The 12,098-nt window shown below is 59.9% G+C and carries 9 protein-coding genes; 4 read left to right on the plus strand and 5 right to left on the minus strand.

Annotated features, from left to right (window positions below; genetic code table 11):
* Positions 1-479: 479 nt before the first annotated feature.
* Together WB528_RS27900 and WB528_RS27905 are read right to left on the minus strand one after the other, a co-directional pair.
* Positions 480-863 carry a helix-turn-helix domain-containing protein gene (locus tag WB528_RS27900; protein WP_423892591.1) on the minus strand — a complete coding sequence of 128 codons (384 nt, stop codon included), beginning with the start codon at positions 861-863 and terminating at the stop codon, positions 480-482.
* A gap of 9 nt (positions 864-872) precedes the next feature.
* Positions 873-1,154 carry a type II toxin-antitoxin system HigB family toxin gene (locus tag WB528_RS27905; RefSeq protein WP_423892593.1) on the minus strand — a complete coding sequence of 94 codons (282 nt, stop codon included), beginning with the start codon at positions 1,152-1,154 and terminating at the stop codon, positions 873-875.
* Between the two features lie 406 nt (positions 1,155-1,560).
* Here WB528_RS27905 and WB528_RS27910 point away from each other — a divergent pair, with 406 nt between their 5' ends.
* Entirely contained in the window at positions 1,561-3,159 is a 1,599-nt protein-coding gene (locus tag WB528_RS27910) for a hypothetical protein (protein ID WP_423892594.1), read from the plus strand.
* Between the two features lie 124 nt (positions 3,160-3,283).
* Complete coding sequence (serA, locus tag WB528_RS27915; protein ID WP_423892596.1) at positions 3,284-4,519, plus strand: phosphoglycerate dehydrogenase; 1,236 nt, start codon at positions 3,284-3,286, stop codon at positions 4,517-4,519.
* A 34-nt stretch (positions 4,520-4,553) separates the two neighbouring features.
* Here serA and WB528_RS27920 read toward each other — a convergent pair whose 3' ends face one another.
* The 3 genes from WB528_RS27920 to WB528_RS27930 form a co-directional block, all read right to left on the minus strand.
* Positions 4,554-5,897 (minus strand): aminotransferase class I/II-fold pyridoxal phosphate-dependent enzyme, encoded by a 1,344-nt coding sequence (locus tag WB528_RS27920; protein WP_423892598.1) that lies wholly within the window; start codon positions 5,895-5,897, stop codon positions 4,554-4,556.
* 511 nt (positions 5,898-6,408) lie between these two features.
* Positions 6,409-6,813, minus strand: a complete 405-nt coding sequence (locus tag WB528_RS27925; protein WP_423892600.1) for a response regulator — start codon at positions 6,811-6,813, stop codon at positions 6,409-6,411.
* Positions 6,806-8,284, minus strand: a complete 1,479-nt coding sequence (locus tag WB528_RS27930) for a sensor histidine kinase (protein ID WP_423892602.1) — start codon at positions 8,282-8,284, stop codon at positions 6,806-6,808. Before WB528_RS27930 ends, WB528_RS27925 begins: the two co-directional genes overlap by 8 nt.
* Positions 8,285-8,499: 215 nt before the next feature.
* Here WB528_RS27930 and WB528_RS27935 point away from each other — a divergent pair, with 215 nt between their 5' ends.
* Together WB528_RS27935 and WB528_RS27940 are read left to right on the plus strand one after the other, a co-directional pair.
* Positions 8,500-9,921 (plus strand): sensor histidine kinase, encoded by a 1,422-nt coding sequence (locus tag WB528_RS27935; RefSeq protein WP_423892604.1) that lies wholly within the window; start codon positions 8,500-8,502, stop codon positions 9,919-9,921.
* A 12-nt stretch (positions 9,922-9,933) separates the two neighbouring features.
* Positions 9,934-11,838, plus strand: coding sequence for a putative bifunctional diguanylate cyclase/phosphodiesterase (locus WB528_RS27940; protein WP_423892606.1), 1,905 nt, complete (start codon positions 9,934-9,936; stop codon positions 11,836-11,838).
* Positions 11,839-12,098: the final 260 nt, after the last annotated feature.

A 12,098-nucleotide genomic window follows, 5' to 3' on the forward strand; every position in this document is an offset into this window, starting at 1 on the left:
AAACATCATTTGGCGTTTACAGGGCTGAGGGCTTCCACAGTGACGGTCGTTCTGTCAGCCGTATGGGCCACGATTTGCACGCTCTAATCAGGGAGACAGCGGAAGATGCCCGAAATCTTCCTGATAGACGGAAAAAATTGTAAGGCAGCAGCATTGGGCCGCCTCTTTTCGCGTCTCTAATGTCGGCTTGTGGCCCTTCTCGTATGTCACAGAGGCTGCTCGGGATTTCTGCTATTGAGGGGGGTAACCGAACCACCCGACAATATCGGGGATCCAAGAGGCGTAGTGCTGGATCGCAGAGCATCCCAGACTTGCTAATTGGAGCGTATCACCGGCTATGGCATCATAGCGCCACAGCGAAACTATAGTGCCCATCTTCATCGGCCGTGGCGCGCCACTCTACAGCCGGAGCACGCTATGACGGTCGTTCGGTATCCGGCTGCGCGACGCCGTTCTACGATGATCGCCGGAGGCACGGGTCAGGCGGCTCGCTCAGTCTTGTAGGGACGAACCAGAAGATCAGCCGGAATCTTCCACGCTTCGCCGACCTTGTGAATCATCTCGACCGTGAGCGCTCGCCGACGCGAAAGAACCTCCGACGCACGGGAGCGCGAGCCCAGAAGTTCTGCTAGCTCGGCCTGGGTATGGCCGAGTTCGTCTATGGCATACCGGAGCACGTCGATAGGATCGAAGGTCTCGTCGATCTCGATCGGCCATCGCTTTGCCTCGTAGATTTCGACGAGCGCGAGGAGCACATCAAGCTTGTCGCCCTCCTCCGTACCCTCCGGTGCGCCCCAACAGGCCTCGATCGCTGCGAGCGCTGCGCGGTGATCCTGATCTGTGCGAATGGGCCTGATTTCCATGTCGTCTCCTTAGAACTGCGACACCTTCAATGCATCGATGCGATCATATTCTGCGTGGGTGCCGATGAACTTCACGAAGGCGATCTGCCGACGGAAATCGAAGGCGGCCACCAAGCGATAGTTTCCTCCTGCCACCTCAAACCTCACACGCTCGCGGTTCAGTACCTTGGCCTTCGGAGCTGCCTTCTGGACCTCATCCGTTGACGTCCATTGCGCGGCTCTCACGATCGTGTGCCAGCGTTCAAGCGAGACCTTTGCTTCCGGGTGCTTGCCCCAGAAGCTGACAAGCACGTTTCGAGCGATGACCCGCATGCCTTAGACTAGCATGTTCCCAGAACGGGAACAATCGAATTATCCCGGATCAGGGAAAGCGGCCACGTCTCCGGCATCGTGCAAGATCGCGGCCGGTCGCAGATCCGCCGATTGGCGCGCGTCGCGGGCTGCGGCCTCATAGCGCCACGGCGAAAGAATATTGCCCATCTTCATCGGCCGTGGCGCGCCATTTCACGATTTTCCACGATATTCTTTCCGGAGCGCGCGTAATCGCGCTCACGTGCGCGAGGCTATGCCAGGAGTTTTGTCGCGCCGTGCTTGCTGCACCCCCGACAAAGGCACATTAGCTGTGGAATTCAATGATTTTGAAGGAGCCGCGCCGCGCCGCGCGGCTAACGTTTCATGATTCGTGGAGGTAACGTCGATGGTCCGAGCCCAGCCAAAGTCTTCGTCGACGGACGACTATGCGAGACTGATTGCGCGCGCCGTAGCGAAGGGCCGGCCACCCCCGTTCAGCGACGACCTCGATCGGTACTGCGAAAGCTCCCCGCGCGAAATTTTTACGGCTTTCGCGGGCGCAGCCCGGCACATGCCTCCGGCCGGCAAGGATGAGGCGCTCGGCATCGGTTATCTGTTTCTGTTGCAGCGGCTGCTCGAGCATCTGCGCTATCGCACCGATTGCGGCTATGCGGATGCGGCCAAGTTGATCGCGGATTTTCAGGCTGACGTCGTCACACGGGTTGAGGCGGGACAGGTTGATGCGCGCATGCTCGTCTTCGTTGGAGGAGCGCTGCACCAATCGAAGATCCCGGCGTCGCCGGAACTTGCCGCCGCATCGGCCAAGCTTCCCAACAATGAGGACGAGGGCGGGTCGCTTCCGACCGACATCCGCGCCGCACTCGGCGGTATCCTCGAAGCCTGCGGCGGCGATCCGTTCATGGTCGTCGGCTCGCTGATCGAGAGCAGCCACGCTATGCCAGTGGAAAACCGAAGCTCTCTGGCAGGAGCCATGGCGCTCGCGGGGATACCGGAAGCCCGCGCCGCTGCGGTTCTGTTCCTGCTCGATCCGGATTCGGCCGTTCGCCGCGCGGTCGCTGGATCGCTTGGTCAGGTTGCCGCCTCGCTGACGTCGACGGACGTTCGGCGGCTGATTGCGATGCGAAATTGGCGGCCCGAAGACGAGCGAGCCGAAGTCGACGCCGTCATCCGCAAGGCGCGCGGGGCTGGGGTCGATTGTGCGCAGTGGCAGGCGGGCGGCATCGAAGCAATTGTCGCCTCAGCCATCGACGGCTCCACAACACAAGGTTTCCTGCTGGTGTCGCCGGCCGGACGGAAGAAGCGGGTATCGTCGGTTCTGACCAAAGGTGGGATTACCGATGCCTTGAGCGGCGAGCCGGAATCAGTTCGCCGGATCGAGGCGAACTTGGCCGGCGCGGGGACGAATACCCCTATGCTTGCGGTGTCCCGACCATATCTCGACCGCGCCGTGGCGCATCATTTGGCGCTCACCACAGAGAAGCGAGAAGCCGTGCCGTTGGGCCTGCTTCAGGTTGCCGAGACGATCGGGGGGGCTGACTGGCGACCCACGCGGATAGCTTTCGGTGAAGCGCTTGCCGGGCTGATCGCCGACGTCCCGAAGACGATGTGCGAGCCCGCGGCGCTCGCTTCGGTGTTGCGCAAGAGTGACGAATTGGCCGACCTCGATGCCGTTGCCCCGTCTTGGTTCGAGGACGACCCAGAGGTCGCACAAGTGGTGGACGGCGCGCGCGGTCGCGATCACGCGAAGCTTGCCAGTTATCTCTTGCAGAGCGTCCTTGCGCGGCATCGCGACAGATGGGCCGAGACCGTTCTGCGCACGGCCCTATGGATGCACGAGGCGCCTCCGGAGGCCGATCTGTGCTGGCGTGAGCTCGCGCTCGTTGCGAAAGCGCTCGCCGACGGTCGGGATATGACTGAGATCGGATTGATGCGCGATATCGCACTACGGACGATCGCGGTTCTCAAAAGCGCCGGACGAATGTGAGTGAGACACGTGTATCGCTCCAATCGGAGCGGAGTGCGGGATCGCAGGCCCTCGCAGATTGGTCGGGTGAAGCGCGTGGCTGGCTACGCCATCATAGCGCCACGGCGAAACAATTGGAAGCGCAATGCCAGTCGCAAGCATCGAAAAGACAAAGCTGCTGCTGCTCGAGGGCGTGAACGACAGCGCGGTAGAGCTGCTCCGGGCTTCCGGGTTTTCAGCCATCGAGCGGCTCCCGAAGGCGCTGGAAGGCGATACCCTTCGCAAGGCTCTTAAGGGTATTTCGCTCCTCGGCATTCGTTCCAGAACGGCGTTGACGCAGGATGTACTTGCCGCAGCCGATCAACTGACTGCGGTCGGCTGTTTCAGCGTCGGGACGAATCAAGTCGATCTGAATGCCGCCCGAAAACGTGGCATCCCCGTCTTCAATGCGCCGTTTTCAAATACGCGGAGCGTCGCTGAACTCGTCATCGGCGAAATCGTCATGTTGCTCCGGCAGATTTTTCCGCGTTCGGTCGCGGCGCATGACGGGGGCTGGGACAAGTCCGCCGCCGGCAGCCGCGAGGTACGCGGCCGCACGCTGGGCATAATAGGTTACGGCAACATCGGCTCCCAGCTTTCGACGCTTGCGGAAGCAATGGGGATGCGGGTCATCTATTTCGACCGCACCGACAAGCTGCGGCATGGCAACACGGAACCGGTCGATCAATTGGAGACGCTGCTGGCGGAAAGCGACGTCGTGAGCTTGCATGTGCCGGAGACGCCCGAAACCCACAATATGATCGGCGAGCGCGAGCTGCGCCTGATGAAGCCCGGCTCCTGTCTGATCAACAACAGCCGTGGCACGGTGGTCGATCTCGATGCTCTCGCGGGCGCACTTCGCGACGGTCATCTCGCCGGTGCGGCGATCGACGTGTTTCCGGTCGAACCCTCATCGAATTCCGAACGCTTCAAAAGCCCGGTTCAGGGTCTCAAGAACGTGATTCTGACCCCCCATGTCGGCGGATCGACCGAGGAAGCGCAGGAGCGGATCGGCAGGGAAGTCGCGCGCAAGCTGGTCGATTACTGCATCAATGGCTCGACGATGGGCGCGGTCAATTTCCCGCAGGTGCAACTCCACGCGCGTGCCCACGGCGTCCGCTTCAGCCATGTTCATCACAACGTGCCGGGAATGCTGAGACGCCTGAACGAAGTATTTCTCCAACGCGACATCAATATCGCAGCCCAATATCTCGAGACCGACAGCGAGGTCGGCTATGTCGTGCTGGATGTCGACCTGGTCGGTCACAATTGCGGAGAACTGCTGGAAGAAATTCGTGGCCTGGACGGCACGATCAGCGCAAGGCTTATTTATCAGCACTAGTTGAGTGGGTTTGACATTCGCTACCCGCGCGATCTCACGCCGCGAAGCGTTTTGCCGGGTTTTTGTCCGTGCCAAGCTCTTCGAGCTCTAGTTCGGCTTCCACCCTGGCCGTCTTCAGGATATGGACGGCATCGGCGATATTCTGCTCGGTGTGGTTTGCCATCACCTGCATGCGGATGCGCGCCGCGCCCTTCGGGACGGCGGGAAATTCGACCAGATTGGCGACCAGGCCGAGATCCGGCAGACGGCGCGACACAAGGCGGGCAAGGCCTTCCGATCCCATCTTGACGCACACGATCGCGGAAGGATCGCCATAATATTCGAGGCCGGCCTCGGTGAGTTCGCGGCGAAGCGTCATGACGTTGGCGAGCAGTTCGAGCCGCAACACCCGTCCTTCAAACGAGTCGACGATATCGAACGCCTTCAGAATGGTCGCCGCCTGCACTGGCGATAGCGCATTGGAGAACGTCGCGGGCGCACTGTAAAAGCGCAGATACTCTTTCACCGCACGGCTCTTGCTCGCGACGAATCCCCCGTTCGAAGCGAACGTCTTCGAAAAGCTGCCCATCACGACGTCGATCTTGCCCAGCATATTCTGCATGCCGATATGACCGCGGCCATCCTTGCCGAGAGAACCCAGGTCGTGGGCGACGTCGACGACGAGCGTCGCGTTGTATTCGTGGCAGAGCGTCTGAAGCTCGAGCAGGCTCGGCGTGTCCGAGTCCATCGAGAACAGGCCTTCGGTGATCACCAGAATGCCGTTTTCCTTGTCCTTTGCGCGGATCTTGGCGAGGATGTTACGGCAATAGTCGTTGTCGAGATGCCGAAACAGATGAATGTTGTTGGTAGCGGCGTTCGCGCCTTCCTGAAGGCAGGAGTGCGCGAGCATATCCATGACGATGTGGTCGGCGGACCGGACAAGTCCCTTCACGACGCCGAACCCTGCGCCCCATCCCGTCGGATACAGGACGACATGATCCATGTTGAGGAACTCGGCGATCTTGCGCTCGAGCGCAACCGAATCCGAGGTGTTGCCGACGAGGGCAGGCGAGCCCGCGCTGTGGACTCCGCAGCGCTCGATGGTTTCGATCGCGGTCGCCTTGATGTCTGGATGGGATGACAGGCTCAGATAATCCTGCGAGGCGAAGTTGACGCCTTGCATCTTGTTGCCGCGGTCGTCTTGCGCGGCGCAGACCGTTTTCGGGCCGTCTTCGGTCGCGCGGGAAAATGGCCATAGACCGTTTTGCCGTCGAAGATCCTGCCAGCGATAGAAGCCTTCAGTCCGGCCCAACAGGTCGGCGCCACCCGGCACGCGAAAATCGCGCATACTCCCGGTCAGGGCAGCAGGAGGCACCTGCACATAAGTTTCGCCGTACATCATCGTCCCCGTTCGGCCAATTAGATTCTTATTTTGCCGATACGGCACGATGCGGTGCCGATATTAACATCCAGTGGCGTTTGATTTAGAGCCCGGCAATTCCTCTGACTTTTTGATGACGTTATAAATTTTTCGTTGGCGGCGACGTTTCTGCCGCGGCTAACCTTTTTTCACTTCGCGGAATATTAACCATAGCGCTCGTATTTCGATCGTTACGCGCCTCTGGCGCCGCAGGACTGCTTTCGGAGTCTGAGCAACAAATTGAATTGCAGTGCGTAGCTTATGATCAGGTTAGCCGCTCTAGTTGCCGTCGTCGCCGTGACCGGCGTCTTGCTGGGAACGAGTGCTACCCGGGCCGCCGATGCCGTCATATTCCAAAGCGGCTCCGGCCTATCAGGCGCCGCCGAGTTGGAGCGGATGCTACTTAGGCGGCAATATCGGCGCAGGATGGGACAACACCCACACTGACGGAGTTGCCTTCGCCGGCGTGCCGTTCGTGCGCCCGTTCGCGTCACGCCACTGCGACGCTGGTGTCCCGCTTGTGACGTTCTGCTTCAGGCAAGAGCGCCCGCATCTTTCCAAGCAACCGCTGCATGTCGACAGGCTTGGTGTCGAAATCGGAGCAACCAACTTCGACGCTGCGTGCCCGATCGCTCGCGAGGGCATGCGCCGTCAGCGCGATGATCGGAATCGCGGAGGTCGCGGGATTGGCCTTGATCAGCTGCGTTGCTTCCCAGCCGTCCATTTCGCCCAAAGCCACATCCATCAGGATCAGGTCCGGCGCTTCGCTCGCAGCCATGGCGACGCCGGCGGCTCCGTCATGGGCGCAGCACACCGAAAAGCCGAAACGTTGCAGGCGCCGGGTCAGCATGTCCCGGTTCATTTCATTGTCTTCGACCAGCAAGATGTTAGGCATGGTGGACTTCCGCCGCCGGCTTGAGCGAATAGTCTGAATCTTCCGGCACCAGCGTAGCGGCGGCGTGCGCGTCGGTCCGGCGCCGACCCGCGACCAACGGCATGCGGATCGTGAAGCGGCTGCCCGCGCCGAGGCTGCTTTCGACCGAAATTTCTCCGCCCATCAGCTTGCAGAGCTTTTGGCTGAGAGCCAGCCCCAGTCCCGTCCCGCCATATTTGCTGGTGCTGGAATCGTCTGCGACGGTGAATTTTTCGAAAAGATGCGTGATCTGGCCGGGCGCAATGCCGATACCGTTGTCGATAATATCGACCACCAGAAGGTCGTTCTCCTTGTCGGGGACGCGGTTGGCAATCACCTCGACCTTGCCGTTCTGGGTGAATTTCGCGGCATTATCGAGCAATTGCCCAGCCATATTCCGGAACCTGCCGGCGTCGCAGAGCGCCACGCCGAGGTGAGGCGAAATCGCCGAGCTGAATTCATTCTTGTTGGCCGCTGCAGTGGCCCTTGCGGTTTCCGCAATCTCCTCGAGCAGTTCGCCAATATCGACCTCTTCCAGGTCGAGTTCCAACTTGCCCGCCTCGATCTTCGAGAGATCGAGAACCTCGTTGACGAGCTTCAGGAGATGTTGGCCCGCACCGTGAATCTTGGTCAAATCCGCCACGCTCGCGGTGTCGCCTTCGATTTCGGCGTCTTCAAGCAGGATCTGGCTATAGCCGATGACGGCATTGAGCGGCGTGCGCAATTCGTGGCTCATCTTTGCCAGGAATTCGGCCTTTGCCGCGCCCGCCCTTTCGGCCTCCTCGGTGGCCGCGCGCAATGCGGTGGCGGTCGCCACATGCTGGCGCATCTCGCTTTCGAGCTCGCTGTGCGAAGCCTGAATTTGTGCATAGTACAGCGCCATCATCGCGACGTAGAGCGCCGCCGCTGTGGTCGACACCAGGCCGAGGCCCTGCATGGCGGCGACAGGCAGGCTGCTATTGATTTGGAAACCAAAGAAATAAAAGAATCCGAAGATCGCCACGTTGACGACGAACATCGCCAGAACGATCAGGCGCAACTTGCTCGACGAGCCGAGATAGAAGAACGCGAGCAGCGGAATGACGAGGACCCAGGCCAGTGTCGGCGAGGTGACTCCGCCGTAAAAGTAGCAACTCCACAGGATGCAGAAGATCAGGTTCTCGATGGAGACCAGCGCCAGTGGATTGTAAGGCACGCCCGCGCGCAACACGAAGGGAAATACCCAGAACGCGACAATCGATACCGCGAGGACGGCGACGTCATATCCCGGCGCAGGATCAAGCAGATATATCGAGATCGGAACGACGCTTCCGATGAACGGGCCAAGGATATGGCTGACGAGAAAAACGTGCGCCCGATTTCTGGTATCCCGATCAGCCGCAATATCGGCGGGAATGAAATAGTTAACCAGGCGATCGAGGGCAGCAATCGCCGCTGCAAGTTTGGCTTTCATGGAAGTCGCGCCGCCTTCTGCAAGTGATTTTATCAATTGTCAGTGCGTCACGGATTTCCGGAACGCAAAGCGGGCAGGCACGCATAACCGCCCTCACCTAACATTTTCAGGCTCAGCTTAAAACCGCGTTAATGCCTGAAAAGGCAAAGCTAAACCGAATTTTAAAGGCAGCCGCGCTAGGTTCGGCGCGACAGAAGTCCAGCGAGGCGTCGAAAATGCTGCTTTGGAGCCGAATAGTCAGGCTTATCGACTGGTTCATTCCGGCTGAAGCGAAACTCGAGCGCTCCGAGCGCGGCCTGGCGCAGAACTTCGTCTTTACGCATCTGTTTGGACCGGCGCTTTCGCAATCCATCAGCGTTTTCCTGTACCTCAGCGATCCAAATCCGGGCTTTGCCTGCTGGACCGTCATCACCTGCATCTGCCTCTTCTGGGCGCTGCCGTTTGTCTATAGATTCAGCGGCGACTTGCAGCTATCGGCGCTGATGTCGGTTGAGCTGCTCGCGTTCACGTCGCTGTTCGGCGCTTACTTTTACGGCGGCGTCAGTTCGCCATTCCTGCCCTGGATGCTCGTCAGCCTGCTGCTCGGATTTTTCTATCTGTCGGAGCGGCCGATTCTGGTCGTCGGGCTTTTCACATTCAACATCGCAGGCTTTATCGCCGCCTACCTGGCTTACGGCTTTCCCGATCTGCTTTCCCATGAACAGCTTTCGATGGTCGGCTGGATCTCGATCCTCTCGGCCACCATCTACATGTCATGGATGGCGATCTACTACGCCAACATGATCTCGATGAGATCGGATCTCGAGCGAGAGGCAGAGCGGCATCGCGAGACGGCGATCCGGCTTCGCGAGGCCAAGGATATGGCCGACGAAGCCAACCGGGCAAAGTCGATTTTCCTTGCCAAGATGAGCCACGAGCTGCGCACGCCGTTGAACGCGGTGATCGGCTTCAGCGAGATCCTGCTGGATGACGTCGACGGCAAGGAGAGCCGGAAGCGGGCGGATCTCGAGCGAATCAATTCCGCCGGCAAGCATCTGTTGTCGCTGGTGACGGACGTTCTCGATCTCTCGAAAATCGAATCCAACCATATCGATCTCAAGATCGAGAAGTTCGATCTCAGCGACATGGCGCGGGAGGTCGTTGCATCCGTCGAACCCATGGTGGTCGAGAACAGGAACAAGTTGATCGTCAAGTGCCCGCCGGGGCTCGGCATTGTTTCGACCGATCAGACCAAGCTGCGGCAGGCTGCGCTCAATCTGCTCAGCAACGCCGCAAAATTTACCCGGGATGGGACGGTCACCTTCGCGGTCCAGCGCAGGAAGAGCCAGGCGGGAGACTGGATCGAGATCCAGGTCCAGGACACCGGCATAGGCATCGCGGAAGCGGACATCGGCCGGCTATTCCAGAATTTTGGCCAGGCGAACCGGTCGACCTCGAGCAAATACGGCGGCACCGGCCTTGGCCTCGCGCTCAGCCAGAAGCTGTGTGCCCTGATGGGCGGCGGCATCTCGGTCAAGAGCGAAGTCGGGCAGGGTTCTTGCTTTTCAATACGCGTGCTTGCCTGGATGACCGAGCAGCAGGAAACTGAATACGCCACCGGTTCGGTATTAGAATTCGTAAATTCGGCAGCAGTATAAAAAGTATAAAAAATGTCCAATTCGAATACCAATCTCCGCGAGGCTTTTTCGCCTCCCGATCAGTCCGACACGACCGATGAACAGCAAGAGAGGCAGCCGCGCCTTCTGATCGTCGACGACATCAGCGACAATCGCAGCATCCTCAAGCGGCGCTTTGAGCGCCGAGGCTTTGATGTCGCAGAAGCGGAATCCGGTCTGATCGCGATTGATCTGATCGAAAAGGGCGCGTTCGATCTTGTTCTCCTCGACGTGATGATGCCGGGCATGGATGGAATGGAGACCCTCAAGCGCATTCGCAGCCGAAAATCCGCCTCCGCTTTGCCGGTGATCATGGTTACGGCCAAGTCGGAGAGTGACAACATCGTCGACGCGCTCGAGCAGGGTGCGAACGATTACGTCACCAAGCCCGTCGATTTTGCGGTAGCGCTGGCGCGGGTCAATACGCAGCTCAGCCGCAGGCGCGCTGAACAGCAGGTTGCATTGGCCAACGAGGAATTGTGCAAGGCCAATGAAGATCTCGAACGCCGTGTCGAAGAGCGAACCCGGCGCCTGATTGATGCCAATCAGAGGCTGAAGGAAGAAATCGCGGACCGCGAGGAGTTGCAGGCAAGGTCGCGATATCTCGCCTATCACGATTCCCTGACCGGGCTTGGCAATCGCCTGCTGTTCAAGGAGCAACTCGACGAGGCGCTCAAGGACGTCTCGGTGACGCCGCATCCCCTGGCGGTTTTGTTTCTCGACCTCGATGGCTTCAAGGCCGTCAACGATACCCTTGGACACTCGGTCGGCGATCTCCTGCTGAAGTGCATCGCAACCAAATTGCGCGACCTGCTGCCTTCCACGGACCGGATCGCGCGGCTGGGCGGCGACGAGTTCGCCATCCTTCAGATGTCAAGCCCGCAACCTACGTCGTCGACCCAACTCGCCGAGCGCATCATCGATATCGTCGGTCAGCCGCACAATATCGACGGACACGAAGCGACCGTTGGCGCGAGTGTCGGCATCACGATCGCGCGTCCGGGCGAAATGAGCACCGAAAGTCTGCTCAAGAGCGCCGATCTCGCAATGTACAGCGCCAAGTCGGAAGGCCGCGGCACCTTCCGCATCTTCGATCCACAGATGGACGCCATCGTTCAAACGCGCCGCTCGCTCGAGCGCGACATGCGGACGTCGCTCGCGCAGGGCGGGTTCGAACTCTATTACCAGCCGCTCATCAACCTGCAGACCAAGCGCGTGACCGCATTTGAAGCCTTGATGCGCTGGCATCACAAAGAGCGTGGAGCGGTTCCGCCCTCGGAATTCATCCCGGTTGCAGAGGATATGGGCCTCATCGTCCAGCTCGGTGAATGGGCGCTGCGGCGCGCCTGCATGGAAGCCATGGAATGGCCGGATGATATCCGGGTGTCCGTCAATCTGTCCTCGTTGCAGTTCGCCAAGGGCAGTCTGGTGTCCACGGTCGTCAGCGCATTGGCCTCCTCGGGTCTTCCGGCAACGCGGCTGGAACTCGAGATCACCGAGTCCGTCTTGCTGGAGAAATCGGATCGCAACATTGCGATCCTGAACCAGCTGCGCGAGCTCGGCGTCCGCATTTCGATGGATGATTTCGGAACGGGCTATTCCAGTATCGGCTATTTGCGCAGCTTCCCCTTCGACAAGATCAAGATTGACCAGTCATTCGTGCGTGACTTGCTCGTCGACGAAGGCAGTCTTGCCATCGTTCGCGCGATCGCCGGCCTCGGCGTCAGCTTTGGAATGACGACGACCGCCGAAGGCGTCGAGACCGAAGAGCAGATGCGCTGCCTCAATCTCGAGGGTTGCGTCGAGGTTCAGGGGTATCTCTACAGCAAGCCAGTTCCGACCAGCGAAATCGCCGACGTTCTGGCCAAACTCCAGCAATATTCCACGCTGCGGACCTGACAGGCTAACGGCTGACGCTCGCCGGCGTTGCCGCCATTTGCCATTCTCGCTAGCATCGCATTCACCGCCTCGCCCGTGAAGGACGTCCCTGCACCGCAGGGGCGCGGCTTTGATCGAGCGCATGGGGCGGACAAGCCGGCGCAAAATGCCCGGGTCGGTGCACACAATTGGAGGGGAAATGTCATGAAAGCCTTGTTGCGGTCCGTTGCTGTTGCGGTTCTGCTCCTGGGGAGCGGCCACGCCGTTTGGGCAGAGGAGAC

Source organism: Bradyrhizobium sp., from assembly GCF_049586575.1.
Lineage (GTDB): Bacteria > Pseudomonadota > Alphaproteobacteria > Rhizobiales > Xanthobacteraceae > Bradyrhizobium.

What these genes read in the sequence shown, in the direction of transcription:
- WB528_RS27900 (WP_423892591.1), bottom strand. Translation starts at nt 863, where the DNA reads ATGGAAATCAGGCCCATTCGCACAGATCAGGATCACCGCGCAGCGCTC.
- WB528_RS27910 (WP_423892594.1), top strand. Translation starts at nt 1,561, where the DNA reads ATGGTCCGAGCCCAGCCAAAGTCTTCGTCGACGGACGACTATGCGAGA.
- serA (WP_423892596.1), top strand. Translation starts at nt 3,284, where the DNA reads ATGCCAGTCGCAAGCATCGAAAAGACAAAGCTGCTGCTGCTCGAGGGC.
- WB528_RS27920 (WP_423892598.1), bottom strand. Translation starts at nt 5,897, where the DNA reads ATGTACGGCGAAACTTATGTGCAGGTGCCTCCTGCTGCCCTGACCGGG.
- WB528_RS27925 (WP_423892600.1), bottom strand. Translation starts at nt 6,813, where the DNA reads ATGCCTAACATCTTGCTGGTCGAAGACAATGAAATGAACCGGGACATG.
- WB528_RS27930 (WP_423892602.1), bottom strand. Translation starts at nt 8,284, where the DNA reads ATGAAAGCCAAACTTGCAGCGGCGATTGCTGCCCTCGATCGCCTGGTT.
- WB528_RS27935 (WP_423892604.1), top strand. Translation starts at nt 8,500, where the DNA reads ATGCTGCTTTGGAGCCGAATAGTCAGGCTTATCGACTGGTTCATTCCG.
- WB528_RS27940 (WP_423892606.1), top strand. Translation starts at nt 9,934, where the DNA reads ATGTCCAATTCGAATACCAATCTCCGCGAGGCTTTTTCGCCTCCCGAT.